28 protein-coding genes are annotated in these 26,999 nt (G+C 70.1%); 20 read left to right on the top strand and 8 right to left on the bottom strand.

Annotation, left to right across the window (positions count from 1 at the left end):
* The first annotated feature begins 31 nt into the window (after nt 1-31).
* From folE to lysS, 12 genes are all read left to right on the top strand, one after another.
* Nucleotides 32-655 carry a GTP cyclohydrolase I FolE gene (folE, locus tag FQ137_RS00470; protein WP_149290654.1) on the top strand — a complete coding sequence of 208 codons (624 nt, stop codon included), beginning with the start codon at nt 32-34 and terminating at the stop codon, nt 653-655.
* Between the two features lie 41 nt (nt 656-696).
* Entirely contained in the window at nt 697-1,515 is an 819-nt protein-coding gene (gene folP / locus FQ137_RS00465; protein WP_149292537.1) for a dihydropteroate synthase, read from the top strand.
* Nucleotides 1,515-1,910, top strand: a complete 396-nt coding sequence (folB, locus tag FQ137_RS00460; RefSeq protein ID WP_149290653.1) for a dihydroneopterin aldolase — start codon at nt 1,515-1,517, stop codon at nt 1,908-1,910. Before folP ends, folB begins: the two co-directional genes overlap by 1 nt.
* On the top strand, nt 1,907-2,437 hold the full coding sequence (gene folK / locus FQ137_RS00455; RefSeq protein WP_149290652.1) for a 2-amino-4-hydroxy-6-hydroxymethyldihydropteridine diphosphokinase: 531 nt from the start codon (nt 1,907-1,909) through the stop codon (nt 2,435-2,437). Before folB ends, folK begins: the two co-directional genes overlap by 4 nt.
* Nucleotides 2,434-2,910, top strand: coding sequence for a DUF3180 domain-containing protein (locus tag FQ137_RS00450; protein ID WP_149290651.1), 477 nt, complete (start codon nt 2,434-2,436; stop codon nt 2,908-2,910). Before folK ends, FQ137_RS00450 begins: the two co-directional genes overlap by 4 nt.
* A 101-nt stretch (nt 2,911-3,011) precedes the next feature.
* Nucleotides 3,012-4,184, top strand: a complete 1,173-nt coding sequence (locus tag FQ137_RS00445) for a DUF6779 domain-containing protein (protein ID WP_149290650.1) — start codon at nt 3,012-3,014, stop codon at nt 4,182-4,184.
* Nucleotides 4,185-4,362: 178 nt separating this feature from the next.
* A complete protein-coding gene (locus tag FQ137_RS00440; RefSeq protein ID WP_149290649.1) occupies nt 4,363-5,316 on the top strand; it encodes a Rossmann-like and DUF2520 domain-containing protein in 954 nt (317 codons plus the stop codon).
* Nucleotides 5,313-6,299, top strand: a complete 987-nt coding sequence (gene panC, locus FQ137_RS00435) for a pantoate--beta-alanine ligase (RefSeq protein WP_149290648.1) — start codon at nt 5,313-5,315, stop codon at nt 6,297-6,299. The genes FQ137_RS00440 and panC overlap by 4 nt, the downstream gene beginning before the upstream one ends.
* The gene (panD, locus tag FQ137_RS00430; RefSeq protein ID WP_149290647.1) at nt 6,300-6,725 is read left to right on the top strand and encodes an aspartate 1-decarboxylase; all 426 of its coding nucleotides are present in this window, start codon (nt 6,300-6,302) and stop codon (nt 6,723-6,725) included.
* Nucleotides 6,726-6,741: 16 nt separating this feature from the next.
* Nucleotides 6,742-7,512: a type III pantothenate kinase gene (locus tag FQ137_RS00425; RefSeq protein WP_149290646.1), complete on the top strand. Its 771-nt coding sequence runs from the start codon at nt 6,742-6,744 to the stop codon at nt 7,510-7,512.
* A 302-nt stretch (nt 7,513-7,814) separates the two neighbouring features.
* Nucleotides 7,815-8,252, top strand: coding sequence for a rhodanese-like domain-containing protein (locus tag FQ137_RS00420; protein ID WP_149290645.1), 438 nt, complete (start codon nt 7,815-7,817; stop codon nt 8,250-8,252).
* A gap of 82 nt (nt 8,253-8,334) precedes the next feature.
* The gene (gene lysS / locus FQ137_RS00415) at nt 8,335-9,969 is read left to right on the top strand and encodes a lysine--tRNA ligase (RefSeq protein ID WP_149290644.1); all 1,635 of its coding nucleotides are present in this window, start codon (nt 8,335-8,337) and stop codon (nt 9,967-9,969) included.
* A 443-nt stretch (nt 9,970-10,412) separates the two neighbouring features.
* On the opposite strand, the gene FQ137_RS00405 is transcribed toward lysS, so the two are convergent.
* Nucleotides 10,413-10,964: a hypothetical protein gene (locus FQ137_RS00405; RefSeq protein ID WP_149290642.1), complete on the bottom strand. Its 552-nt coding sequence runs from the start codon at nt 10,962-10,964 to the stop codon at nt 10,413-10,415.
* Nucleotides 10,965-11,071: 107 nt separating this feature from the next.
* Complete coding sequence (gene hrpB, locus FQ137_RS00400) at nt 11,072-13,645, bottom strand: ATP-dependent helicase HrpB (RefSeq protein WP_149290641.1); 2,574 nt, start codon at nt 13,643-13,645, stop codon at nt 11,072-11,074.
* Nucleotides 13,646-13,864: 219 nt separating this feature from the next.
* Between hrpB and FQ137_RS00395 the strand changes: the two genes are divergently transcribed.
* Complete coding sequence (locus FQ137_RS00395; protein ID WP_149290640.1) at nt 13,865-16,519, top strand: ATP-dependent Clp protease ATP-binding subunit; 2,655 nt, start codon at nt 13,865-13,867, stop codon at nt 16,517-16,519.
* A gap of 147 nt (nt 16,520-16,666) precedes the next feature.
* On the opposite strand, the gene FQ137_RS00390 is transcribed toward FQ137_RS00395, so the two are convergent.
* The 3 genes from FQ137_RS00390 to FQ137_RS00380 are packed head-to-tail and all read right to left on the bottom strand — an operon-like array spanning nt 16,667 to nt 18,299.
* Nucleotides 16,667-17,053 (bottom strand): DedA family protein, encoded by a 387-nt coding sequence (locus FQ137_RS00390; RefSeq protein ID WP_149290639.1) that lies wholly within the window; start codon nt 17,051-17,053, stop codon nt 16,667-16,669.
* Between the two features lie 42 nt (nt 17,054-17,095).
* Entirely contained in the window at nt 17,096-17,404 is a 309-nt protein-coding gene (locus FQ137_RS00385; RefSeq protein ID WP_149290638.1) for an antibiotic biosynthesis monooxygenase, read from the bottom strand.
* A gap of 19 nt (nt 17,405-17,423) precedes the next feature.
* A complete protein-coding gene (locus FQ137_RS00380) occupies nt 17,424-18,299 on the bottom strand; it encodes an A/G-specific adenine glycosylase (RefSeq protein WP_149290637.1) in 876 nt (291 codons plus the stop codon).
* Nucleotides 18,300-18,337: 38 nt separating this feature from the next.
* Between FQ137_RS00380 and FQ137_RS00375 the strand changes: the two genes are divergently transcribed.
* Together FQ137_RS00375 and FQ137_RS00370 are read left to right on the top strand one after the other, a co-directional pair.
* Entirely contained in the window at nt 18,338-18,991 is a 654-nt protein-coding gene (locus FQ137_RS00375) for a carbonic anhydrase (protein ID WP_149290636.1), read from the top strand.
* A gap of 73 nt (nt 18,992-19,064) precedes the next feature.
* Nucleotides 19,065-19,718, top strand: coding sequence for a hypothetical protein (locus FQ137_RS00370; protein ID WP_149290635.1), 654 nt, complete (start codon nt 19,065-19,067; stop codon nt 19,716-19,718).
* Between the two features lie 60 nt (nt 19,719-19,778).
* On the opposite strand, the gene disA is transcribed toward FQ137_RS00370, so the two are convergent.
* Nucleotides 19,779-20,837 carry a DNA integrity scanning diadenylate cyclase DisA gene (gene disA / locus FQ137_RS00365; protein WP_149290634.1) on the bottom strand — a complete coding sequence of 353 codons (1,059 nt, stop codon included), beginning with the start codon at nt 20,835-20,837 and terminating at the stop codon, nt 19,779-19,781.
* Nucleotides 20,838-20,886: 49 nt separating this feature from the next.
* Nucleotides 20,887-21,456, bottom strand: coding sequence for a hypothetical protein (locus tag FQ137_RS00360; protein WP_149290633.1), 570 nt, complete (start codon nt 21,454-21,456; stop codon nt 20,887-20,889).
* 196 nt (nt 21,457-21,652) lie between these two features.
* Between FQ137_RS00360 and FQ137_RS00355 the strand changes: the two genes are divergently transcribed.
* Genes FQ137_RS00355 through rlmB form a run of 5 tightly spaced genes read left to right on the top strand, consistent with a single transcriptional unit; the run spans nt 21,653 to nt 25,871 of the window.
* A complete protein-coding gene (locus tag FQ137_RS00355) occupies nt 21,653-22,147 on the top strand; it encodes a CarD family transcriptional regulator (RefSeq protein WP_061916532.1) in 495 nt (164 codons plus the stop codon).
* 30 nt (nt 22,148-22,177) lie between these two features.
* A complete protein-coding gene (ispD, locus tag FQ137_RS00350; RefSeq protein ID WP_255583276.1) occupies nt 22,178-22,957 on the top strand; it encodes a 2-C-methyl-D-erythritol 4-phosphate cytidylyltransferase in 780 nt (259 codons plus the stop codon).
* Nucleotides 22,954-23,436, top strand: a complete 483-nt coding sequence (gene ispF / locus FQ137_RS00345) for a 2-C-methyl-D-erythritol 2,4-cyclodiphosphate synthase (protein ID WP_149290632.1) — start codon at nt 22,954-22,956, stop codon at nt 23,434-23,436. The genes ispD and ispF overlap by 4 nt, the downstream gene beginning before the upstream one ends.
* Before the next feature lie 28 nt (nt 23,437-23,464).
* Nucleotides 23,465-24,901, top strand: a complete 1,437-nt coding sequence (gene cysS / locus FQ137_RS00340; RefSeq protein WP_149290631.1) for a cysteine--tRNA ligase — start codon at nt 23,465-23,467, stop codon at nt 24,899-24,901.
* 1 nt (nt 24,902) lies between these two features.
* On the top strand, nt 24,903-25,871 hold the full coding sequence (rlmB, locus tag FQ137_RS00335) for a 23S rRNA (guanosine(2251)-2'-O)-methyltransferase RlmB (protein ID WP_149290630.1): 969 nt from the start codon (nt 24,903-24,905) through the stop codon (nt 25,869-25,871).
* 35 nt (nt 25,872-25,906) lie between these two features.
* On the opposite strand, the gene FQ137_RS00330 is transcribed toward rlmB, so the two are convergent.
* Nucleotides 25,907-26,839 carry an aminoglycoside phosphotransferase family protein gene (locus FQ137_RS00330; protein ID WP_255583275.1) on the bottom strand — a complete coding sequence of 311 codons (933 nt, stop codon included), beginning with the start codon at nt 26,837-26,839 and terminating at the stop codon, nt 25,907-25,909.
* Nucleotides 26,840-26,999: the final 160 nt, after the last annotated feature.

Genomic DNA, 26,999 nt, shown 5'->3' with positions numbered 1-26,999 from the left:
CACGGTCGGCTCCGTGCGAGAAGAGGATTGAATGACGACGCCTGACCACATTCCCGCGGCTGACGCCCGGTCGCTCCACACTGGACAGGTCTTCGACGCCGAGCGCGCCGAAGCTGCCGTCCGAGAGTTGTTGATCGCCGTCGGCGAGGACCCCGACCGCGAGGGACTACGGGAAACCCCTGCGCGGGTGACGAGGGCCTACCGGGAGGTCTTCGCCGGGATGTACACCGACCCGTCGGAGGTGCTGTCGAAAACCTTCGACGAGGACCACCGCGAGCTCGTACTGGTGCGGGATATCCCCATCTACTCGACCTGCGAGCATCACCTGGTGCCCTTCCACGGTGTCGCACACATCGGGTACATCCCGGGGCACACCGGGGCGGTCACCGGGCTGAGCAAGCTCGCGCGTCTGGTGGACCTGTATGCGAAGCGGCCCCAGGTCCAAGAGCGGCTCACCGGCCAGGTCGCCGACGCGTTGGTCGACAGGCTCGACCCCTCGGGCGTGCTTGTGGTGATCGAATGCGAGCACCTGTGCATGTCGATGCGCGGTATCCGGAAGGCGGGCGCAGTCACCACCACGTCGGCTGTGCGGGGAATCATGCGGTCCAACGCGTCCACCAGGGCGGAGGCGCTCGGCCTCCTGCGCGGGACGTGAGCGCGCCCGGCCTCCTGCCCCGCCCTGACCGGTGCGCGGTGATGGGCGTCCTCAACGTCACCGCGGATTCCTTCTCCGATGGTGGCCGGCACCTCGCGTTCTCCGACGCGGTCGCGCACGCCCGGCGGATGGTCGCGGAGGGCGCTGACCTCATCGACATCGGTGGCGAGTCCACGCGGCCCGGCGCCATCCGTGTCGAGGAGTCCGACGAAGAGCAGCGGGTCGTCCCGCTGGTGCGGGCGGTGTCCGGCCTCGCGCCGGTCTCGGTGGACACCATGCGCGCCAGGGTCGCCGCGCGCGCGCTGGAGGAGAATGCGGCGATCATCAACGACGTCTCGGGTGGGCTCGCCGACCCCGACATGCTGCGGGTCGTGGCCGAGCATCGGAGCCCCGTGATTCTCATGCACTGGGTGTCTCCGGACGACTATCGCGCCGGCGCCGGTGGCCGGGCCGACTACGGAGGGGACGTGGTGGGCGCGGTACGAGACCACCTGGCTCGCCGGGCCGACGCCGCGCTCGAGGCGGGCGTCGACGCTGCGGGCATCGTGCTCGACCCGGGTCTCGGTTTCGCCAAGAACGCTGACGACAACTGGGCGCTACTGCATGGGCTGGACCGGCTGATCGCGCTGGGGTTCCCGGTACTCGTCGCGGCGTCTCGCAAACGGTTCCTCGGCTCGCTGCTGTCGGGAGAAGGCGAGGAGCCCCGCGCGGTGTCGGGTCGCGATCCAGCGACGGCGGCGATCACGTCGCTCGCCGCTGCCGCCGGCGCCTGGGCGGTCCGCGTCCACGACGTGGCCCCCAGTGCGGACGCGGTGCGGGTGGCCGCCGCATGGGCGGACGGAAGAGTGGAGGCTCGGTGATGGCCGATCGCATCGAACTACGCGGTCTCAGGGTGCGGGGCACCCACGGGGTCTTCGAACACGAGAAGCGGGACGGCCAGGACTTCCTGGTGGACCTGGTGCTGTGGACCGACTTCACGGCCGCGGCCACGTCCGATGACCTGGCCGACACCGTCGACTACGGGGCGCTCGCTCTGTACGCGCGTGACGTGGTGTCCGGGCCGAGCTGCGACCTCATCGAGACCGTTGCTTCGCGGATCGCCGACGGGGTCATGGAAATGGCCCCGGCTGCCCACGCGGTGGAGGTGACTCTGCACAAGCCTGAGGCTCCGATCCCCGCGGACTTCGCCGACGTCGCAGTCGTGGCACGTCGCTCGCGCAGGGGCGAGCGGGGCGCCGCGGGGGGAGAGCGATGAGCTGTAGGGCGGTGCTGTCCATCGGGGGCAATCAGGGGGACGCGCTCGCGCTCCTGCGCGGGGTCGCCGACGCGGCGGCCGCGGACGGGATCCTGCGGGCGGTCTCCTCGGTCTACGCGACCCCGCCCTGGGGCGGTGTCGAGCAGGACGATTTCCTCAACGCCGTCCTCATCGTCGACCACCCCGGCTCCCCGACGGATGTCCTCGAGTGGGGCTTCACGCGTGAGCGTGCCGCTGGGCGGACCCGTGATGTGCGCTGGGGTCCGCGCACCCTCGACGTGGACGTCGTGACCGCCGAGGTCGACGGCAAGTCGGTCTCGTCCGACGAACAGTCCCTGACGCTTCCCCATCCCCGCGCAGCCGAGCGTGCGTTCGTGCTGGTCCCGTGGCTCGAGATCGACCCGGGCGCGCAGCTGGACGGGGTGCCGGCCAGGGTGTGCCTCGACGCGCTCGACCCCGGGGACGTCGCCGCGGTGCGCCGATTGCACGATCCCCTGACGTCGGCAGTGGAAAGGGACCGGACGTGAACCGCGTTGCGAAGTCCACCCTCGCCTTGGTGGCAGTGGTTGCGGCCGTGGCCGCGTATCTCCTCAACGGGACCTTTCTCGGATCGTTGCCCCCGATCGGTTTCGGCTGGGTGACCCTGCTCGCGGTCGCAGTGGTCGACGTGCTGCTTGCCCTGCGGATTCGCGCAGCGATCTCCGACGGCGGGATCGGGCAGGACCGCAGTCAGATGCATCCGCTGACCGTCGCGCGCAGTGCCGCCCTCGGGCAGGCCTCCGCCGTACTCGGCGCGGTGGCCAGCGGGATCGGGGCCGGGCTGGCCCTGTACTACCTGCAACGACTCGGCGAACTCGCGGTCGCGGGGGCCGAACTGTCCGCGTCCGTTGCCGTCCTGGTGTCGGGTGCGGTGCTGGTGGGTGCGGGCCTGTTCCTGGAATCGTCGTGCGAAACACCCCCGGACGACGACGAGAATGGCGGTCTGGCCGAACCCGCCTGAGGCGCGGCCGATCGAGCGGGCAGGGTGACTGGCGCCCTCGTTAGCGCAGACACGCGAGGGTTACCCGTGTGACCCGTGATTCTCCGCGTATCATGCGGGGCATGAGTTCCGACGGCGCGATGGATAAGCCCCGGTCAGTTCGCCCCGCGCGGGGCGACGACCGCGGACTGGCGAGTATCGCACTGGGGGTGCTACTGGTCCTGGCGCTCATCGCCACCATCGTGATGGTGTTCTCCGATAACCCGGTCTGGATGCGCATCGGGACTCTGGCCGCGCTGTGGGCGGCGTTCATCGGTGCGTTCCTCGTCGCCCGGTACCGCCGGCAGGCCGCAGCCGAGGCGGCCCGGGTCCGCGACCTGCACACCGTTTACGAACTGCAGCTCGAGAGGGAGATCGCCGCCCGCCGTGAGCACGAGCTCGTGGTGGAGAGAGATCTTCGCGCCTCCGTTCGCGCCGAGACCGGCGATTCGATCATGGCGCTGCGGCACGAGATTGCGGCGCTGCGTGAGCAGCTCGGCGCACTGGGTGTCAGCCTCCCCGAGGACCGTTTCGCGGTCGGGGGCCCCGGTACCGCCGGACAGTTGGGAGCCGGCTCGTCCTTGCCGTCGGTCCCGTCCGAGCGTGTCGCGCCCCGTCGGCGTGCCGCCGGATCGGATTCCGGGCCCATCGGGGGCTTCGGGTCAACCCCCGGCGCGGCGCCCACCCCCGGCGTCGGTCCGGACGCCACCCCGAGCACTGAGCGCACCGAACGGCTGTCCCCGGTCTCCGAGGGTCCTGCTCGGGCGGAGACGTCGGCCGGGGAATCCCGTCGCCCGGCAGTGCGCCCCACAGGCGGCATCCGGGAGCCCCGCCCCGGAGCGGTTGCCGGTACCACCCCGGGGCCGAAGGCCCGGGCCGAGACCGTGACCGGCCCCCAGGCTCCTGCCACGCCGCAGGGCACAGCCCAGCCGCAAACCCCAGCTCCGTCCGGGAGTGCGACCGCGTCCGGCAAGGTCGGCAAGCACGAGAGCGCGTCCACGGCAGAGCCCGACAAGGCAGGCAATGTCGAGCATGCCTCCTCGCCAGGGTCACCGGCCGCGTCTGGCAAGGCCGCTACGTCCGACAAGACGACCACCCCGCCGCAGTCCCATCCCCGGACCGCCCCTGCAGCCGAGGCGGCGCCACCGAGCCGCCACGGCGAGGGGTCCGGCCTCTCGGTCGCCGAGATCATGGCGCGGCTGGGTGGGGACGCCGAGCCGACGTCGGGTCGGCGTCGCCGTCGCGCGGAGGACTGACCGCCACCCAGCCGGACCCCCAACCGGACTAGTGCCGCCACCGGTCGGGACAGTTGTGTGAAGTGCGCCACTGAATGGTGCTCGGCGCCGTCGTCGCGACTACTCTCGCCAGCGAGATGTCCGGGACCCGCCAACAGTGAGTGGGCCTGGAACGGATCGAGCACTGGAGCACCCTGAGATGTCCGAACCCGGCGTCACCGGATCACCCCCTGCCCGCCTGTCCATCGGTCTCGTGTCCGCGGGACGGGTAGGCACCGCCGTGGGCGCCGCTCTCGAGCGGCGTGGGCACGTTGTCTCCGCCCTCGTCGCGCGCTCGGCGCGGTCCCGAGACCTCGCCGCGAGTCGCCTCCCCGAGGCCCGCATCGCCGACCCGGCCGCCGTGGCGGAGGCTTGCGAACTCCTCATTCTCGCGGTCCCGGACGCTGCGCTGCCCCGGGTCGTGGCCGAACTCGCGGACGCGAACGCGTTCCGACCGGGTCACATCGTTGTCCACGTGGCCGGAGCGGTCGGCGCGGAAGTGCTGCGTCCGGCGGCCGACGCTGGCGCGGTCGTCGTCGCTGCGCACCCGGCCATGACCTTCACCGGGGGAGCTGCCGATATCGACCGCATGGAGGGATGCTCGTGGGCGCTCACCTCCCCGGATGAAATCGGACTGATCGTCGGCCAGATGCTGGTCATGGAGACCGGCGGCCTGCCCGTCACCGTCGCCGAATCTCACCGGGCCCTCTACCACGCCGCGCTCGCGCACGGCGCCAACCACCTCGTCACCCTCGTGAACGATGCCGCGGAGGCTCTCGCCGCTTCCTTCACGGTCCTGCCCGGGGGCGGTGTCGAGGGCGATCCCGACGGAATGCTCGGTCAGGACGCGGAGGCGCTCGCCCGCCGTACCCTGGAACCCTTGCTCCGCGCGGCACTCGACAACGTCCTGGCCTCCGGCGACTCCGCCCTGACCGGGCCCGTGATGCGCGGTGACGCCGTCACCGTCTCCCGCCACCTCGATGCCCTCGAGGGCGTCGACGGCGGCATCGCCGCAGGCTACCGGGCGCTCGCGCTGCGCACAGCCGACCGTGTTGGAGCCGGACCCGACGTGACCGACCTGTTGGCCCCCGACCTCACGGAGCAGCTGCGATGACCCCCACCACGTTCCCGGCCCGGACCGCGGTGCCCGGTCGGCCGAGCACCGGATACAACCGGGGCGAGCTGACCGTCCACCATGATCCGTCCTCCCTGCGCGCGGTCACCGACTCCCTGCGCAAGGTCGGCAAGCAGATCACCCTCGTCCCGACGATGGGTGCGCTGCACGAGGGCCATCTCGCGCTGGTCGAGGCCGCCCGTAAGACCCCGGGCTCGGTGGTCGTGGTGTCGATCTTCGTCAACCCGCTGCAGTTCGGGCCCGGCGAGGACCTCGACGCCTACCCGCGCACGCTCGACGCGGATGTGGCCCGGCTCGCTGACGCCGGCGTGGAGTTGGTCTTCGCCCCCAGTGCCGCCGCCATGTACCCCGACGGCCCGCGCACAACTGTCCAGCCCGGCCCCACCGGCGAGATCCTCGAAGGCGCCGCGCGTCCAGGGCACTTCGCCGGGATGCTCACCGTGGTCAACAAGTTGTTCAATATCGTCGCCCCGCACCAGGCGTTCTTCGGGGAGAAGGACTACCAACAGCTCGTCCTCATCCGCCAGATGGTCGCGGACCTCGACATGGACGTGCGCGTCGTGGGAGTCCCCACCGTCCGCGAATCGGATGGTCTGGCGATGAGCTCACGCAACCGCTATCTGTCCGACGACGAGCGAGAACTGGCCACCGTCCTCAACGCCGCCCTCGTGGCGGGGACGTTCGCGGCGAAGGGAGGGCAGCTCGCTGTCGTCGAGGCCGCCCGCGCCGTGCTCGCCGAACGGCCGCAGATCTCGATCGACTACCTCGAGTTGCGCGCCGGAGATCTGGGCGAACCGCCGGAGGAGGGCCCCGGTCGGCTGCTCATCGCGGCCCGGATCGGGACCACCAGACTCATCGACAACGTCGGCGTGGCGATCGGCACCGGCTTCCTCGCCGCGGCCGAGGCGACCGTCGCCGCCCAGCAGGCCGAGTTGGCCGAAGACCTCGAGGAAGGCCTGTAAATGCAGCGCACCATGCTCCACTCCAAGATCCACCGAGCCACTGTCACTCAGGCCGACCTGCACTACGTCGGCTCCTGCACGATCGACGCCGACCTCATGGACGCCGCCGACCTGCTCGAGGGGCAGCAGATCGATATCGTCGACATCGACAACGGCGCCCGTCTGACCACCTACGCCATCACCGGCGAGCGCGGATCCGGCGTCATCAGCATAAACGGCGCCGCCGCCCACCTCGTCCACCCCGGCGACCTGGTGATCATCATCGCCTACGCCCAGATGGAGGACGCCGAGGCGCGGGCCTACAAGCCCCGGGTGGTGTTCGTCGACGGCAACAACCGCATGCTCACCGAGGGCACCGACCCGGCCGATGTACCCGAGGGCTCGGGCCTGAAGAATCCGCGCGTACCGGAGCCCGCCGCCGTCTAGGCGTCGCGGACGAATCATGCTCCTCACCGTCGACGTCGGCAACACCCACATCCGGCTCGGCGTCTTCCCCCAGGGCGGTGGGCCGCTCGAGCGCACCTGGAGTATGCGCACCTCCCCGTCCGTGACCTCCGACGAGCTGGCGCTGACGATCCGCGGCCTGTTGGGGGAGTGCGCGCTGCGGCTCACCGGTATCTCCGCAATGTCAGTGGTGCCGTCGGTCACCGGGGAACTGCGCCGGATGGCCGCCGACTACTGGCCGGGGTTGCCGGCCGTCGTCGTCGCGCCCGGGGTGAAAACCGGGGTGCCACTCAAAGTGGACAATCCGCGGGAAGTGGGCTCGGACCGCGTGGTCAATGCGCTGGCCGCCCACTCCATGTTCGAGGGGCCCGTCGTCGTCGTCGACGTCGACACGGCGACCACCGTTGACGCCATCTCCGCGCGGGGAGAGCTACTCGGCGGGGCCATCGCGCCCGGCATCGACATCTCCGTCGACGCCCTGGCCGAACGTGCCGCCGCCCTGCGCAAGATCGAGGTCGTTCGCCCTCGAGGCGCACTGGGCAAGAACACCGTCGCGGCGCTGCAGGCCGGCATCGTGATCGGATTCGCCGGGCAGATCGACGCCCTGGTGGATCGGCTGCGCACCGACGTGGCCGAACTGTCCGACGCCTCCGTGGTGCTGACCGGGTTGCGCGCGGACGTGGTGGCGGAGGAGTCGCGGACCATCACCGACGTCGAGCCCGAACTGGCGTTGGAGGGACTGCGGCTGGTGTTCGACCGGAACACCTGACCCCGCTCGCCGTCGTGGAGGCGTCACCGGTCAGCTGCGCCGACAACTCTGGTGCGCCCGGGGCCGGGTAGTCGTATGCGTAGAACTCGCGGGGGACGCGGTGGAAATCGTGGCGTGATGCACGCGGTCCCCACGCGCCCGCTCTTGCGGTAGATAGACCGGTCTGTCTATTATTGCCCTGTGAATCTGCGACGAATGCCCCCGGCCGGTCCGGCGTGGTCTGACGTGCGCGTGCAGCACTGGTGTCCTCGGCCGGCAGGCCCCGCCCGCAGTAGTCGACCAACTCCACCCGGGAGCATCACATGACCACCAGCTTCAGCATCTCTCCGGCCGCGCCGACCTCGCCTGCCGCGGAGCTCGCCACCACGATCGCCGCAGCGGACTACCCGGCCGCGGTCCGCGGGGGCGCCCTCGTCGTCGACATCCGGTCCAGGGCCCAGCGTGAGCGGCAGGGGGTGCTTGCGGGTGCCATCGCGGTGGAGGCCCGGCCCGTCGTCGACCTCCTCGACCCCCGATCGGCCGCGCCCCTCGCCGCCGTGAGCGAAGGTCGGACGGTCATCCTCGTCAGCGACGACGGCCTGGACGCAGAACTGTTCACCCTGGAGCTGCACTCGCGGGGTGTCCGCGGAATCCGTGCGGTGGACGGCGGGCACGATGCACTCCGGGCTGCCCGGGCGCTCAGCCTGCTCTCCGACGCAGATCACCTCCAGCGGGAACGCTCAGCCATCTCGGCCCACTGAGTCCCGCCCGCGCCTGCCTGGGGCGGCCTCCCGAGGCTACGGGTTCGATGCTGCAGGCTAGGGACGACTATCCTCGACTGTCGTGACCGATTCGACTCCCGCCGCGCCCGGGGCCGCCACCGGTGAGCCCGCCGACGACACTCCTGAGCAGCTGCGTATCCGCCGCGACAAGCGACAGCGCATCCTGGACTCCGGGGAGCAGGCCTACCCGGTGGACGTCCCCCGCACCCACGGGCTCGCGGACATCACCTCGGACCCCCGCTTCGCTGCGCTGGAGCCGGGCGAGGAGACCGAGGTCGAGGTCTCGGTGGCCGGCCGGGTCCTCTTCGTCCGGAACACCGGCAAGCTGTGCTTTGTCCGCCTGCAGGACGGCCTCGACCCATCGGCCGACCTCTCCGTCGCGGTGCCGGAGGGGGAGGTGGGGCCTCTCACTCCCCAGCTGCAGGTCATGCTCTCCCTGGCAATCGTCGGCCAGGAGCGGCTCGACGCATGGAAGCAGGACGTCGACCTGGGCGACCACGTCTCGGTCACCGGCCGGGTTGTCCGGTCCAAGCGCGGCGAACTGTCGGTCATGGCCGACTCCTGGGTGCTGGCGGCCAAATCGCTGCGCCCGCTGCCGGTGGCACACAAGGAGCTGAGCGAGGACACCCGCGTCCGTCAGCGCTACACCGACCTGATCATGCGGGACGCCGCCCGCCGCAACGCCCTCACGCGCATCAAGGTAGTCCGGGCACTGCGCGACGCCCTGGGTAAGCGCGGCTTCCTCGAGGTGGAGACGCCGATGCTGCAGACACTGCACGGCGGCGCCGCGGCCCGACCCTTCGTCACCCACTCCAACGCGCTGGACTTGGATCTGTACCTGCGCATCGCTCCAGAGTTGTTCCTCAAGCGGTGCGTGGTGGGTGGGATCGAGCGGGTCTTCGAGATCAACCGCAACTTCCGCAACGAGGGCGTGGACTCCTCCCACAGCCCGGAATTCGCGATGCTTGAGACGTATCAGGCCTACGGGGACTATGACACCTCGGCCACGATGATCCGTGAGGTCATCCAGGAGGTCGCGACCGCAGTGTTCGGCTCCACCACGGTCACACTCGCCGACGGCAGCGAATACGACCTCGGCGGCCAGTGGCGCGAGATGCGGATGTACCCGTCCCTCAACGAGGCCCTACGCGCCAAGCATCCCGAGCTCGCTGCTGGCGACGGAGAAGACACCGTTACTGTCGACTCGACTGTCGGCGAGCTCACGGAACTGGCAGGGAAGGTTGGTCTCGAGGTCCCCAGTGGGCAGGGATGGCTGCACGGCAAACTCGTCGAGGAGCTCTGGGAGCACCTGTGCGGCGATCAGCTCGACGGGCCCGTCTTTGTGCGGGACTTCCCCGTGGAGACCTCGCCCCTGACCCGCGACCACCGCACCGACCCCGGGGTCACCGAGAAGTGGGATCTCTACGTCCGCGGTTTCGAGTTGGCCACCGGCTACTCGGAGCTCATCGACCCCGTGATCCAGCGTCAGCGCTTCGAGGACCAGGCCCGTTTGGCAGCGGCCGGCGACGACGAGGCGATGGTCCTCGACGAGGATTTCCTCGCCGCGATGGAGCAGGGCATGCCGCCCACCACCGGGCTCGGGATGGGGATCGATCGACTGCTCATGGCGCTGACCGGCTTGGGGATCCGCGAGACCATCCTGTTCCCGATGGTCAAGCCGCTGCCGCGCGACTGAACCCCGCCATGTGAGGTTCGCGTCCTCGCCGGTGCTCTAGCCGTTCGCTAGGGCGACCCCGGTGTGGCGTCGCGTCGATTCCACGCGCTCGCGACCAAGTCGCGCAGCACGTGTTCGTCTATCCGTTCCAGCCGGGGGGGGGGCACCGAGTTGAGACGGCCCGATTCCGTGGAGCGCCAAGACGTGCTTCTCCGAGGTGCCGTCGAGCTGTCGCAGGTCGGTGATGTCGGCGGAGGCTAGCGATCGCGTCGCCGGGGCCGAAAGCCGCGGCAGTGGTAGCGGGAAACCTGTCATGGGTCCGACGGTAGATCACGCGGGCGGCCAGTCTTGTGTGGAGCGCCATGCCGCTTCAGTTCAAGTAGGTCGAGTCCGGCATCGGGGCGTCGAGCGTCCAGCTGTGGTCGTGATCGAACATGACCGTGATCGAACATGACGTAGCGCGCTCACCGCTGCCCGTCGGCCAAGGGGGGACGCAGGTCGGGCAAGGCGTACTCCGCCGCCCGCGCGGCCCACGCGGACCCGGCCGCCACAAGAAGGAAACCGAGCGCCGCCACGAAGGGGCCGAAGCTGACGGATGCGCCGGCGGGCAGACCAGTCAGGGTCGGCTCCGTACCGCTGGTGGAGGACATCAGTGCCCACAAGAAGGCCAGGTGCGCCGCGAGGACGCCCAGGGCAACGATCGCGGCGGCGGCGGCGAACGCACCCAATCGGGTCACCGCGGTGACCCCCACCAGGAACAGCAGGACCACCAAACCCAGGAAGAGCACCGGGGCGACACTGCGGACATCGATGATGTCGGTGATGCCCAGCGCAGTGATCCGGTCCTTACCTGTGCTCAACCAGGGCAGGTAGAGGCTCACCAGGGCGAGTGCGAGCCCCACGACCGCGATGAGTGCACCGAGCCGGTTGTTGCCATGGGGGATGACCTTGGTCCTCGACTGGGTCCGGGTCGGGAGGGGGGAGCGGTGCGGGGACGGGGGCGTGTACGCAGTCACTGCGATCACCCTTTCACGGACGGGCATTGTGTGGTACAAGTCACACTCTAGGTCAGAAGCCCCCACCTATCCACCGCGCGGACGGCCGCGACCGTGGTACCCGCCGGTCAGCGTCTCGGGTTGGTCCGGCGGGTCGGCTCGGCCGACATCGGGTCCTCCGGCCACGGGTGCCTCGGATATCGGCCCCGCATCTCCGCGCGCACTCCGGGGTAGGCCTCGCGCCAGAAAAACTCCAGGTCCCGAGTCACCGCGAGCGGCCGGCCGGCGGGCGAGAGCAGGTGGACCGTCACGGGCACCCGTCCGTCGCAGACGCGGGGCGAGGTGGTCCAGCCGAAGCACTCCTGCAGCTTCACCGCCAGCACCGGTGGGTCGTCGGACCCGACCTCGGGATAGTCGACGCGGTACGACGACGACGAGGGCACCTGCAGCCGGTCGGGCACCAGTTCGTCGAACCGCCCTGCCTCGGGCCAGGGCAGCAGCCTGCGGAGGGCCGGTCCGAGGTCTCGTCCCGCCAGTCGGGAGCCGTGCGCGAGGGCATCGATCTCGGGTCCGAGCCAGTCGTCCAGCCGCCCGGCGAGGCCGTCGGCGGACACGTCGGGCCACGGCGGGCCGATCTCCCGGTGCGCGATCCCGAGGCGGCGCCACAGGCGGAGCGAATCGTCGTCGGGTCCCAGCGCGGAGAATCCGCCGGCCCGGATCGCTGCTGACACCGCCTGCCTCGCCGCCGCGTGGGTGGGCCGTACCGGTGTGGAGGACAACTCGATAGCGCCGAGCCGCCGGATGCGTCGACCCGCAATTGATCCCCGGTCGAAGACGGCGGTCTCGTCGTCGTCGAGAAGGTGTGATGCCGCACGTTCCGCGCCCTCCCGATCCACCGCGGCACCGGCGCGGATCACCGCGCCGGCCTCTCCTGCGGCGCGTCCTGATGCGCGCCCGACCTCGGCCACCGCCAGCCACTCGTGGCCGGCGAGTGCGGACCCCGGCGGCAGCACCGCGCCGGTCCCCGAGACGAACGTGTACTGGTCACCGCGTCGGCGCGCGACACGGTCCGGGTGAGCGAGCGCCACGACCGTGCCGACCGCGTCGGCGAGGTCCGTCCCGTTGCCGCCGACCCCGCCCCGTGACGTGCCACGATGGCCCTGCGCGATCCGTTCGAGCCGTCGAACCTCCCGCGCCCACACCGACGCCTCCGGCGCGCGACCGGCCCGCAATGCGCGGAGGTCCGCGACCAGGTCGCCACCGGGGGAGCGACGTCCCGACGCGAGCAGCGCGACCACCTCGGCGGCCACCGTCACCCCGACCAGCCCGGCTCCGTCGAGCAGCGCGCGGGCGTGGCGCGGATCGGCCGGCACCCGTGCCAGGTCTCGACCGCGGTCGGTCACGCGGCCGCCGTCGTCGAGCGCGCCCAGTCCGCCCAGCACCGTCTCGGCGCGGGCGATCTCGGCAGTCGGCGGCGGATCGGGCAGCGCCAGACCCTCTCCGCGGGGAGCGCCCCAGCACGCCACGTCGAGTGCGAACGTCGTCAGGTCCGACGTCGCGATCGCCGGGGTGCGGTGGTCGGGCAGGTGCGCGTACTCCTGTTCCGTCAGGCAGCGCACCGCCACCCCGGGGCCGAGACGGGCGGCCCGGCCCGAGCGCTGGACGCACGAGTCGCGGGACGCCGAGATCGTCACCAGCCCGGTCATGTCTCGCGCGGTGTCCCTCCGCGGTTCGCGGCTCAGGCACGCGTCGACGACCAGTCGCACTCCGGGCACCGTCAGCGAGGACTCCGCCAGGTCGGTCGACACCACGATCCGCGGCCGGGCCCGGCCATCCGGCCCGGAGTGCGTCCCGACGCCCGACACCGCCCGGTCCTGGGCAGCGGCGCCCAGGCTGCCGTGCAGCGGAAGGATCTCGGCAGCGTCCCCCAGACGCGCGGACAGTGCACGTACGACCCGCTCGATCTCGCGGACGCCGGGCAGAAACACCAACGCGTCGACGCCGCGCGCGCCGACTTCGTCCGCCGTCACCGCCGCCACGTGGTCGAGGAAGGCGTCGGTGACGCCGCGGGCGTCCAGGCGGGCCCCGGGCGGCGGGGCGTAGCGGATCTCCAGCGGATGCAGCTCGGCCGGGACGTCGATCACCGGCGCGATGCCGTCGCCGCCCCCGCGGCCGAGCAGCGAAGCGAACCGGGTGGCCTCGACCGTGGCCGACATCGCCACCACTGGCAGATCGTCCCGCAGCTGGCGCACCTCGCACAGCAGAGCGAAGGCTAGGTCGGACTCGACGTCGCGTTCGTGGACCTCGTCGAGGACCACGGCCCCCACCCCGGGCAGATCGGGGTCCGCGATCAACCGTCTCACCAGCACTCCCGGTGTCACGAACTCGACGAGGGTCTGGCCCCCGACGCGGGAGTCCCCCCGGACCGAGTACCCCACCGCGCCGCCGGGTTCGGTCCCTGTGAGCGCGGCCAGTCGCCGCGCTGCAGTACGGGCGGCGACCCGCCTGGGCTGGGTGACCACGACCCGACCCGTCACCGTCTCGGCGACGGCCACCGCGGGTGGCACGAGGGTCGTCTTGCCGGTGCCCGGCGGGGCCTGGACCACCGCGGTACCCGCCGTGGCGAGGGCGTCCCGCAGTGCGGGAAGCGCCCGGGCGAACGGCAGCCCGGCGCCGATGCGGCCGAGGTCGAACGTGCTCACCGGCCCCGACCGCCGCTCGCGTACCTCATGGGGATGACCCTAGTCGTCGATGAATCCGGCCCCCCGCGGCTGCGTTCGCTGACGGCGTACACGAATCGGCAATCATTACCCCACCTGCCGCGTTGCACATACATGACGGACCGACTGCCGCTCCTGTGGCTCCCGTCGTCGGACCGGGCCACTACAGTGGTGAATACCCGAGGAATGTGAGGTAGCACGATGTTCGAACGGTTTACCGACCGCGCGCGTCGCGTCGTCGTCCTGGCCCAGGAAGAGGCCAGGATGCTCAACCACAACTACATCGGCACCGAGCACATCCTGCTGGGTCTCATCCATGAGGGTGAGGGAGTGGCCGCCAAGGCCCTCGAGTCCCTGGGGATCTCGCTGGAAGCGGTGCGGAGTCAGGTCGAGGAGATCATCGGCCAGGGCCAGCAGGCGCCCAGCGGGCACATCCCGTTCACGCCGCGGGCCAAGAAGGTGCTTGAGCTGAGCTTGCGCGAGGCGCTGCAGCTCGGCCACAACTACATCGGTACCGAGCACATCCTGCTGGGTCTCATCCGTGAGGGCGAGGGCGTCGCCGCCCAGGTGCTGGTCAAGCTCGGAGCGGACCTCACGCGGGTTCGTCAGCAGGTCATCCAGTTGCTGTCCGGGTACCAGGGCAAGGAAGCCGAGGGTGCAGGCACTCCCGCGGGTACCGGTGGCCGCGAGGCCGGGACCCCGTCGTCGTCGACGGTCCTGGACCAGTTCGGTCGCAACCTCACGCAGGCCGCCATGGAGGGCAAGCTCGACCCGGTCGTTGGTCGCGCCAAGGAGGTGGAGCGCATCATGCAGGTGCTCTCCCGGCGCACCAAGAACAACCCGGTGCTCATCGGTGAGCCCGGCGTGGGTAAGACCGCCGTCGTCGAGGGCCTCGCTCAGGCCATCGTCAACAACGAGGTCCCCGAGACCCTCAAGGACAAGCAGCTCTACTCGCTGGACCTCGGCTCGCTCGTGGCCGGGTCCCGCTACCGCGGTGACTTCGAGGAGCGCCTGAAGAAGGTCCTCAAGGAGATCAACCAGCGCGGTGACATCATCCTGTTCATCGACGAGATCCACACACTCGTCGGGGCGGGCGCCGCCGAGGGCGCGATCGACGCCGCGTCGATCCTCAAGCCCAAGCTTGCCCGCGGTGAGCTGCAGACCATCGGTGCCACCACGCTCGAGGAGTACCGCAAGCACATCGAGAAGGACGCGGCGCTAGAACGTCGTTTCCAGCCGGTGCAGGTGCCCGAGCCGAGTGTGGAGCTGTCCATCGAGATCCTCAAGGGGCTCCGGGACCGCTACGAGGCGCACCACCGCGTCACCATCACGGACGGTGCCCTGGCCGCGGCCGCCCAGCTGGCGGACCGCTACATCAACGACCGGTTCCTGCCGGACAAGGCCATCGACCTGATCGACGAGGCCGGCGCCCGCATGCGCATCAAGCGGATGACGGCTCCGCCGGACCTGCGTGAGTTCGACGAGAAGATCGCCGAGGCCCGCCGCGAGAAGGAGTCCGCGATCGACGCGCAGGACTTCGAGAAGGCCGCCGGCCTGCGGGACACGGAGAAGAAGCTCATCGCCGAGCGCGCCGAGCGCGAGAAGCAGTGGCGCGCGGGTGACATAGACGTAGCTGCCGTGGTCGACGAGGAGCAGATCGCCGAGATCCTGGGCAACTGGACCGGCATCCCCGTCTTCAAGCTCACCGAGGAGGAGACCACCCGTCTGCTCCGCATGGAGGACGAGCTGCACAAGCGGATCATCGGCCAGGAGGACGCCATCAAGGCGGTCTCCCGGGCGATCCGCCGGACGCGTGCGGGCCTCAAGGACCCCAAGCGTCCGTCGGGATCGTTCATCTTCGCCGGCCCGTCCGGTGTCGGTAAGACCGAGCTGTCGAAGGCGCTCGCGAACTTCCTGTTCGGCGAGGACGACGCGCTCATCCAGATCGACATGGGCGAGTTCCACGACCGCTTCACCGCCTCGCGGCTCTTCGGCGCGCCCCCCGGGTACGTCGGCTACGAGGAGGGCGGCCAGCTCACGGAGAAGGTGCGGCGCAAGCCGTTCTCGGTGGTCCTGTTCGACGAGATCGAGAAGGCTCACTCGGAGATCTACAACACCCTTCTCCAGGTGTTGGAGGACGGCCGTCTCACCGACGGTCAGGGCCGCATGGTGGACTTCAAGAACACCGTGCTGATCTTCACGTCCAACCTGGGCACGAGGGATATCTCCAAGGCCGTCGGTATGGGCTTCCAGTCCTCCGACAACACCGAGGACGCCTACGAGCGGATGAAGCAGAAGGTCAACGACGAGCTGAAGAAGCACTTCCGCCCGGAGTTCCTCAACCGCATCGACGAGATCGTCGTGTTCCACCAGCTCACGCAGGAGCAGATTGTCCAAATGGTCGATCTCATGATCGGTCGCGTGGGCGTGGCCCTCAAGGCCAAGGACATGACCATCGAGGTGACCGACCGGGCCAAGCAGGTGCTGGCCAGGCGGGGCTTCGATCCGGTTCTGGGTGCGCGACCGCTGCGTCGCACGATCCAGCGCGAGATCGAGGACACGCTCTCGGAGAAGATCCTCTTTGGCGAGGTCGCGGCCGGCGAACTGGTCAAGGTCGATGTCGAGGGCTGGGACGGTGAGTCCGAGAAGACCGAGGACGCCAAGTTCACGTTCACCGGAGTGCCGCGTCCCGATGCCCCCGCGGATGACGAGGGTGAAAAGATCACCGCGAGCGTCGCGCCCACCGGTGAGGCCGGCCCGGGCGACTCGCTCCCGCCGAGCACGGGCGGCTTTGGTGGAGGCTCGACCGGCGGACCCTCGGGCTCCGGCGGTGGGGCGGCTCCCGCCACCACCTGACCGGGCGCCGGTCCGCCCCGACCGGCTGATAGAGAGAACGGCCCCCGCCTTCGGGCGGGGGCCGTTCTCTTGTCTCCGGTCGAACCCCGTGGGGCTGGCGTGGCCTCTACGCTGGGCTGCCGGGACCGATGGGACGGGTGGTCGACTCTAAATCTGGTCCCACAGCACAGCCACGGCCGACCAGCCCGCCAGGCCGACGGTTGAGTAGAGCAGCGCCCACAGCAGGCATCCCACGGTGACCGCGGGTAGGTAGCGGCGCATCGGCATGCTGGTGAAGCCCGCGCTGAAGTTGATCGCCGTCTGGATCCCGATAGTGAGAAATGACAGCGGCACTGCCACGACCCCGTATCGTGCCGATAGTCGCCGGGCCCGCTGCATGGCCGGCCCCTCGAGGTGGCGGGCCATCTTTCGGCTGAGCCGTCCGCCACTCAGGGCGCCGCGACCGAGCCAGTAGGTGGCGTTCGCTCGAAGCATCACGATGACGAACAGCGACACGAACGCCACTGCGAACGGCTGTTCCGCGACAGTGTCCACGAGCGGGCGGGGGCGCGGCGGGTGTCGGGGTCGGGAGGGTGGTCAGGCGGAGGGCTTGATGTCCATCACGACGTCGAACTCAAGTAGGTTCGCGCCGTCGGCGACGGGCTTGCCGTGCTCGCCGGCATGGGCCGCGCGGGCGTCACCGTCGCGCCACGCCGCGAAGGACTCCTCGTCCTCCCAGGTGGTGACGACGAAGTACCGGGTCTCGCCGCCGGTGGGGCGCAGCAACTGGAAGCCGAGGAATCCGGGGGAGTTCTCGACGGTGTGTGCGCGTTCGGAGAAGCGGCGCTCGAGTTCGGCTCCGGCTTGCGGCGGGACGTTCAGGGCATTGATCTTCACGACGGGCATAAGGGGAGCCTACCCTCAACTAGTTCTCTCCCGGCAGCGAGTAGGTGCCGCCCGCTTGGACGACGAGCCCGTCAGAGAGCAGCGAGCCTAGCGCGCGGTCGCGTTGAGTTGCATCGGGCCAGACCGCGTCCAGTGCGTTGCGGGCGGCGGTGCCGTCGCCGTCGCGCAGCACGTCGAGCAGTAGCCCGCGCACTTGCCGGTCGGTACCGGCGAACGTTTGCACCTTGCGGCGGGGGCCGTCCCACGCCGGTTTGCCGGCGGCCAACCACGCACACGACGCGGCGAGCGGGCAGTCGTCGCACTTCGGCGACCGGGCAGTACACACGAGCGCGCCGAGTTCCATGACCGCCACGGAGAACGCCACGGCCTGCTCGCGGTCGGTCGGGAGGAGTGCGTCGACCGCCGCCAGGTCGCGCCGCGTCGACGGGGGGCCGGCTTCGGCGGCGCCGCCCACGGCCCGCGCGACCACCCGCCGGACATTGGTGTCAACCACTGGGACGCGCTGTCCGTAGGCGAAGCAGGCCACGGCGCGGGCGGTGTAGTCGCCGATGCCAGGAAGGGCGAGGAGGGCATCAACGTCGGTGGGCACCTCGCCCCCGTGCTGTTCGACGACGACGAGGGCACATTCTCGGAGCCGGAGCGCGCGGCGGGGATAGCCGAGCTTTCCCCACATGCGGATCACGTCGGCGGGGGCGGCGGCCGCGAGATCAGCGGGGCCGGGCCAACGATCACGCCACTCCCGCCACACGGGCTCGACCCGCGCGACGGGGGTCTGTTGGCTCATGACTTCGCAGAGCAGGATCTCCCACGCGCCGACCCCCTCGTCCCGCCACGGCAGTCGGCGGCCAGCGTGGGCGAACCAGGACAGGAGAGCGGGTGTGTCGAGGGAGGTCACCGCGAACCTTCCGGGGTCACCCGTGCACAATATGAGCCATGCCTCATACCAATCCCATCAGTGCCTGGGCCTCGCTCCGCGACGGCAATCACCGATTCGTCGAGGGGGATATGCGTCATCCCAGCCAGAATACCCAGCGTCGGGAGGATCTCGTCGCCGCGCAGCACCCCAAGGCGGTGCTGTTCGGCTGCTCGGACTCGCGGGTAGCGGCCGAGATCATCTTCGATCAGGGGCTCGGCGACCTCTTTGTCATCCGCACCGCCGGGCACATCATCGATACGGCGGTGCTCGGCTCGATCGAATACGCCGTTCACCTTCTGGAGACGCCCCTCATCGTGGTGCTCGGGCACGACAGTTGCGGGGGCGTCGCGGCGGCCGTCGACGCCTTGCGTACCGGTGAGATCCCCCCCGGTTTCCTTCGTGACGTGGTGGAGAAGGTGTCGCCCTCGATCCTCAACGGGCGTCGCGAGGGGCTCACGACCACCGACGATTTCGAGGCACGGCACATCCTGGAGACCGGCGAGCTGCTCAAGCAGCGTTCCAAGATCATCAGCGACAAGATCGACGACGGTCGGCTGGCGATCGTCGGCGTGACCTACAAGCTCTCGGACGGCCGCGCCTACCTGCGCAGCGTCGTCGGGGACGTGGACGACGTGCCGCACGGTCCCGGCGAGAAGATGGTCGCAGTCTGACGGCGGCACCGTCTGAGGGACACGCCGCGACGAGGGGCCGGTGGGGTGCTCGCTCGGCTCTAGAGTTGGTCCTGTGCAGGAACCCCAGGGCCCCCTACCGCGCGAAGTCTATGTGCGCCGCCGCGTCGCCGCGGTCGCTGTTGCCGTCATCGCCGTAGCCGTAGTGCTGCTCGCCCTGTTCCTCGCGTCCCGCGACAGCGGGACGGATACGCAGGAGACCGCCACAGGTGGCGAGAGCGGCGCCACGGGGGCGGTCGAGACCTCGGAGACGACCACCTCCGCAACGACCAAGCGGGATGGCGGCGCCTCGCGGGGCCGGTGCGCGGACGAGGACCTCCGTCTGGACGTGTGGCCGGCAGAGCCCAATGTGCCCGTGGGGTCCGACGTGAGGTTCTTCGTCAACATCATCAACGTCTCGGACACGACGTGTGACCGCGACCTGTCCGAGGCTCCGCTGTCGTTCGAGGTCTACCGGCTCGACGACAACTCCAAGGTGTGGTCGAGCATTGACTGCACCACCCCGCGCGACGAGGACAAGGTCGAACTTCGCCCCGAAGAGGCGGAGCCGCGTCAGATCGACTGGACCGGCCGGCGCTCTGCCGAGGGAGCGTGTTCAGAGACGGATCGCACGCCGGTCGAGGTCGGTGCGTACCAGGTGTATGCGCTGGTCGGTACCGTCTTCAGTCCGGCCGCCACCTTCAACGTCGTCGAGTCGCCCGACGCCTGATCGGGTTCGCCCGAGCGTCACAGGGAGGGGCGGACGAGTCGGTGTCCGCGTCGGCGGCGGTCAGACTGTGCCCAGCCCCGTGAGGCGTTGCCGAACGTGGCGCGCCCACAGAGCCCCGACGCCCTCGACATCGGCGAAATCCGACTGCTCGGCTGCCAGGAGTGCGGGCACCGACCCGAAACGCTCGACGAGCGCGGTGATCTGCACGGGCCGCAGACGCGGGATGTGGGCCAGCATGCGGTGACCACGCGCAGTGACGTGCTCGTCCAGGTCCTCGGGCTCGGCCGGCAGGCCCAGGCATCGGGCGACGGGTGCGGGCAACAGAAGATCGGCATCGGACAGTGCGGCAAGGCGCTCGAGCCCGTTGGCGACCTGCTCGGCGGTCGGGATCGGCGTCGGGTCGCCGTCGACGGGCTCCACCCGGAGATGATCCGCGACCAGACCCCACAGTTCGTTCGGGGTGTCGGACAGCAACTCCTCGAGTTGCAGGGTGGTCTGGCGACCGTACTCACCCATCTCGACTGTGAGTTCGGCGAGCTCGGCCCCCAGACGTTCGAGCCTGAGCAGGCGCTGGGCCATCGTCACCACGTCGCGCACAGAGGCGTACCCGCCCATCTCCGCCCGGTCGAGCCGGGCGCGGGCGCGGGCGGACCGGGCGCCGTGCCGCTCCATCGTGGCGACTGTCTGGTCGGCGCGGGCCAGCAGGACCACCGGGTCGGCCAGCACCCTGGCGAGGCCGCCGGCGTACACGGTCACGGTGGTCATAGACGCCGACACCGCCACGGTGGGAACACCCGTGTGCAGGGCGGTCCGCTCGGCCGCGCGATGACGGGTACCGGTCTCCACGGCGGGAAGCGACGGGTCGGGGACCAGATGGACATTGGCGCGGGTGATCCTGGAACCATCGCTGGACAGCACGACAGCGCCGTCCATCTTGCTCAGTTCCCGCAATCGGGCAGGCGCGAACTCGACGTCGAGGTCGACACCGCCGTCACAGATGGCCTGCACGACAGGATCGTCGCCCAGTACGACAAGGCCCCCGGTGCCGCTCCGGCGGATTCGGTCGAGCGCGTCACGCAGCGGGGTGCCCGGGGCGAGCCGCCGTAGTACGGCCCGCATCTCGGGGTCGACCGGTGAGTCGGCCGAGCGGGCGGAGAGGGCGGACGTGTCAGTGCTCCTCGGACTCGCCGGCGTAGTCCGTCGGACGGTCGTACGTGCCGGCCTTGAGGACCTCGCCCACGACTGCGGCCTCGGTCTGGATCTGGTCGCCGTTGGAGAACGCGATGGTCGCGGGGACGGACACGCCGATATTCAGATCGTCGGCCGAGGGGAGGGTCGCGGAGGTCTGCTCGACGCAGACACCCTCCACGGGGGCCGGCTTGGTGCCCTCACGTGGGTCGACGACGATTGAGCAGCCGCGTTCGATCGGCCGGGTCTCACCGATCTGGACCGGCTTGCCGTCGATTTCCACCCGGTCGAGGGAAACCCCGGCGCCGAGGCCGTATCCGCTGTAGGAGGCCACAAACCCGACTCGGGCCTCGCCACCATTCTCGGGGACGACCACCTGTAGGTCGTTGACATACAGATCGCCCGCCGAACCCCGCCCGCCGTCGACCGCTGCGACCTGGTTCGCCGTCTGGGAGACCTGGCCGGCGCTGCAGGCCGACGCCCCGAGGGCGGCACCCACGGCCAGGACTACGAGCGCGCTGCGGCGCAGGCCGGTGTTCGGTGAAGTCACGTCAGGCTCCTCGGGGATGGTCGTCTCTCAGGCCGGTCTCATCGTAGTCCACCACCGGTCGGGACCGGAGCCAGAGTGGCCCTCTCGCACCCTTGAGAATCCCTCGTCGGCCCGTTCACGTTGCTGACCTGCGCAAACGGAAACGCCTGCCCTGAGGGCGTGCTAAGATAGGGCAGTCGAAAGGGGAAAGCCACTCATGGAGTTCAAGGTCGGCGACACCGTCGTCTACCCGCATCACGGCGCCGCAACCATCCAGGCGATCGAAATGCGGACGGTCAAGGGCACCGAGAAGGAATACCTCGTCCTCAAGGTGTCGCAGGGCGACCTCACGGTGAAGGTACCGGCCGAGAACGCCGAGTACGTGGGCGTCCGCGACGTAGTGGACCAGGCGGGCCTCGACAAGGTTTTCGAGGTTCTGCGTACCGAGCACGCAGAAGAGCCGACCAACTGGTCGCGCCGCTACAAGGCCAACGGCGAGAAGCTGGCTTCCGGTGACGTGAACAAGGTCGCCGAGGTCGTGCGTGACCTCTGGCGCCGCGATCTCGATCGCGGCTTGTCCGCGGGCGAGAAGCGCATGCTCGCCAAGGCTCGTCAGGTGCTCGTCGGTGAGCTCGCGCTCGCCGAGCGTTCCGACGAGGAGCGCGCCGACGCACTCCTCGACGAGGTTCTGGGCTCCGCCGCTCCGGCGTGACGCGACCAGGGCAGTGACGCGACGACGGAAGTGACGGCACACGATCCGAACGGCCACCCCGCCCCCACGGGCAGGGTGGCCGCAGTCGTCCCCGCGGCCGGTTCAGGCGTGCGGCTCGGGGCCGGCGTGCCCAAGGCATTCGTCGAACTCGACGGGCGGACGATGCTGGAGAGGTCCGTCGCCGGCCTTCTGGCGTCCGGAGCGGTCGACGACGTCGTCGCGGTAGTTCCCGACGACCGCGTATCCGAGGCGGAGGCACTGCTGGATCCGCTCAGGGCCGGGGGCCACCTCGTCGTCGTCACCACGGGCGGCGCGGAGCGCACCGACTCGGTACGCAACGGACTCGCGGCGCTGACCGCCACCCACGGCACACCCGGCGCGGCGGTGTACGACGTCCTGCTCGTCCACGACGCGGCGCGGTGCCTCACTCCCGGCGCACCGATCCGGCGCGTCGTGAAGGCAGTGCGGTCCGGTGAGGTCGCAGTGGTCCCTGTCCTGGCGGTCGTCGACACCGTCAAACGGGTTGATGCCGACGGTTACGTCGTGGGCACCCCCGACCGCTCGACGCTCCGCGCCGTCCAGACGCCGCAGGGCTTCGCGCCCGGCGTCCTGCTCGCCGCCTACGACGCCGCAGGCGACGTCGCAACCGACGACGCCGGACTGGTCGAGCGGCTGGGGCAACCGGTCGCGACCGTCGACGGCGACCCGTTGGCGTTCAAGATCACCACCGCCACCGACCACGCCCGCGCACTGACGGAACTCGCCACCGCGCACCTCGTCACCGCGGGCCGCCCCCAGGAGGACTCGTGACCGGACCAGTCATCCCGCGGGTGGGCATCGGCACGGATGCCCACCGCGTCGAACCCGGCAAACCCTGCATGATGGCGTGCCTACACTTCCCGGACGACCACGGCTGCGAGGGCCACTCCGACGGCGACGTTGTCGCCCACTCCCTGGTCGACGCGCTGCTCTCGGCGGCGGGCCTCGGCGACCTGGGCACCCTGGTGGGCACGGGTCGACCAGAGTACGACGACGTCTCCGGAGAGCGACTGCTGCGCGAAGCGGTAGCCGAACTCTGCAAGGCCGGGTGGACGATCGGCAACGCCGCCGTGCAGATGGTGGGCAACCGGCCCAAGATGGGGCCACGCCGCACCGAAGCCGAGCACCGGCTGTCCGAGATCATCGGCGCCCCGGTCTCGGTCTCCGCCACCACCACCGACGGCATGGGCTTCACCGGCCGCGGCGAAGGGGTCTCCGCCGTGGCCACCGCGCTGGTGTACCGGGCCTGACAGCCCGACACCGGTAGACTCGGCACCCGTGACGCTCCATCTGTACGACACCGCCACCCGCTCCCCGAGGGAGTTCACCCCCGTCCGCGAAGGGCATGCGTCCATCTATCTCTGTGGAGCCACCCCGCAGGCGGTGCCGCACATCGGCCACGTCCGCTCGGGCGTCGCGTTTGACATCCTCCGCCGCTGGCTGATGGCCAGCGGCTACGACGTGGCGTTCGTCCGCAATGTCACTGACATCGACGACAAGATCCTGACCAAGGCCGCCGAGAACGGGCGGCCGTGGTGGGAATGGGCCGCCACCCACGAGCGCGAGTTCACCCGGGCCTACGACGCGCTCGGCGTGCTCCCGCCGTCCACCGAACCGCGCGCGACCGGGCATATGACCCAGATGATCGAGTACATGGAACGGCTCATCGAGCGCGGTTATGCCTACCCGGCCGAGGGCAGCGTCTACTTCGACGTCGCCGCCTGGTCCGCCTCGCCGGAGGGCGACTACGGGCACCTGTCCGGCCATCGGCTCGACGAGGTCGACCAGGGGGAATCCGCGGACCTGCGAGGCAAGCGGGACCCGAGGGACTTCGCTCTGTGGAAGGCCGCCAAGTCCGGGGAGCCCAGCTGGCCCACACCGTGGGGGGACGGCCGGCCCGGCTGGCACCTCGAGTGCTCGGCCATGGCCACGTGGTATCTCGGCGGTACCTTCGACATCCACGGCGGTGGCCTCGACCTGCAGTTCCCGCACCACGAGAATGAGGCCGCACAGTCCCACGCCGCCGGTGACGGGTTCGCCCGCTACTGGCTACACAATGGCTGGGTCACCATGTCCGGCGAGAAGATGAGCAAGTCCCTGGGCAACGTTCTCAGCGTGCCCAACATCCTCACCACCGTCCGGCCGGTGGAACTGCGCTACTACCTCGGAAGTGCGCATTACCGGTCGATGCTGGAATACTCACCCGAGGCGCTGCAGGAGGCGGCCGCGGCATACCGCCGCATCGAGGCGCTCGTGCACCGGGTGAACGAGGCCGTCAGGTCGGGCTCGGACCCGGAGGCCGAGGTACCGGTCGGCGAGTGGACCGGGCCGTTCGCCGCAGCGATGGACGACGACCTCGGGGTCCCCGCCGCACTGGCGGAGATCCACGGCCGGGTCCGCGCGGGCAACACCGCACTGTCGTCGGGAGATCTCGACGCGGCGCTGGTTGCGGCCTCGTCCGTCCGGGCGATGACCGCGGTGCTGGGCGTCGACCCGCTGGACCCGCAGTGGGCCTCCGCGGGGGGCGGGGAAGACGCCGCGGCAACAGCACTCGATCTCCTCGTGCGCGCAGAACTCGAGGCCCGCGCGGACGCGCGGGCGAACAAGGACTTCGCCACCGCCGACGCCATCCGTGACCGACTGGTCGCGGCGGGCATCGAGGTGGCTGACACCGCGGACGGCCAGAAGTGGTCGCTCGCCAACCGGAAGGACTGACATGGCGGGCAATTCGAGCCGGCGCGGAGCGATCCGCAAATCCGGCACCAAGAAGGGGCAGGTCGTCGGCTCCGGCGGCCAGCGCCGTCGCGGGCTCGAGGCGCGCGGCGCCACCCCCAAGGCGGAGGAACGGACCTACCATCCTGCGCACCGCCGGGCCAAGGCCGCGTCGCGTAAGTCGGAGGGCGCACAGCAGCGTCGCCAGTACGCCCAGAAGAAGGCGGACGGGCCCGAACTCGTGGTGGGCCGCAACCCTGTCGTGGAATGTCTCCGTGCCGGGGTCCCGGCGACGGCGCTCTTCGTGGCCGTCGGGGCCGATAACGACGAGCGGCTCACCGAGGCCGTGCGCTTCGCCGCGGACAAGGGGATCTCGATCCTCGAGGTGCCCCGCCACGATCTCGACCGGATGACCTCCAACGGCATGCACCAGGGGATCGGTCTGCAGGTTCCGCCGTATGAGTACGCCGACCCCGACGACCTCATCGCCAGCGCCATGAATTCATCGCAGCCGGCGCTGTTGGTGGCGCTGGACAACATCACGGACACGCGGAACCTCGGCGCCGTCATCCGCTCGGTTGCGGCCTTCGGTGGGCACGGCGTGCTGATCCCCGAGCGGCGCAGCGCGTCCATCACCGCGGTGGCCTGGCGCACCTCCGCCGGTGCCGCCGCGCGCCTGCCCGTGGCCCGTGCGACCAACCTCAACCGGACGCTGCTCGACTGGGCCAAATCGGGCGCCCAACTCGTCGGCCTCGACGCCGGCGGTGACGTCTCCCTGGACGACTACGACGGCACCGGCCCCACGGTCATCGTCGTGGGGTCCGAGGGCAAGGGCCTGTCCCGACTTGTCCGCGAGAACTGCGACTCGATCCTGTCCATCCCTATCGCCTCACAGGTCGAGAGCCTCAATGCCTCCGTCGCCGCGGGTGTGGTGCTCTCGGAGTTCGCCCGTCAGCGCCGCGTCAAAGGCTGATCGGACCCGGGCGTAGAGGACGGCGGGGGCCGGCCTCACGCTCGCGGGCGATGCGGCGAGCGGCAGCGGTCGAATGCCGACCGGGCGTACTCCCACGTTTCCACGCCGTAGTACAGGTGGCCGGCGATCATGTAGAGCGCGGCCAGTCGCTGGTACGTCCATGCTCGGTCGAGAAAGGTGTCGTCGACCCTGCCGGTATAGCGGGCCAGCACGTCCTCGACGAAGCGCGGGCCGTATTCGTACAGTTCGGCGAAGTCGACGGCCGGGTCGCCCAGGCACATGTCGGTGAAGTCGATGAGCCCGAGTCGACCGCCGCCCGGCCCGCGGTCCCAGTACAGGTGCCGCTCGTAAACGTCGTTGTGCAGCAGCACCCGTGGCAGCAGCGTGGACTGCAACGCCCCGACCTCGTCGCAAATCTCCCGGGCCGTGTGCATCTCGGCATCGGTGAACACCGACGGCAGGTTGTTCTCCACGATCCCGCGGACGAAGTCCAGATTTTCCGGCTGGTAGGAGTGCGGCACCCGATCGATCGGGGGAGCCGAGGTGTCCTGGATGTGCAGCGCGGCCAGCAACGCGCCCAGCTGAGCCGCGAGCATCGTCTTCTCGGTCGTTGGTAGGCGCTGGTACAGGTCCGGGGTGAGGCGCTCGCCCCGCACCATCGGGTAGCCGGCGAACGCCCCGCCCTCGGGGACGTGGGTGTAGTGCGGTAGCGCGGCGTCCACCTGGTCGGCCAGGTGCTCGAGAACCGCGATCTCCATGGGCAGCTGCGCCGAACTCTGCTCATCGGTGGGGAAGCGGAATACCAGGTCCTGGTGCCCGCCCGCATCTGGACCGCTGCAGCCGTGGCAGAACACCACCGCGTGATCCCAACCTTCTTCGGTCCGGGAGGTCGACTCCCACTGCAACGCGGGGAAGGCCGCGCGGATCGCGTCGAGTTCCGGGGAGTCTGCCTGGTGGCTGGAGGTCACCCATCAGACGCTAGATCGTCATGGCGTGGTTGTAGTGCACCGCCACACGGCAGAAGCAGCCGTTTCCCTCTTCGCAACCCGTGTTGAGTCACTCCGTCAGCAGTTCCCGCGATTCGACCTGGGGAAACGCTGCACGCAATGACTCCACGCGTTCCCTTGG

Origin of the sequence: Dietzia sp. ANT_WB102, from assembly GCF_008369165.1 — a bacterium.
Classification (GTDB): Bacteria; Actinomycetota; Actinomycetes; order Mycobacteriales; family Mycobacteriaceae; genus Dietzia.
The sequence above is the reverse complement of the archived record's forward strand: the minus strand, read 5'-3'. Positions and strand labels throughout refer to the sequence as shown.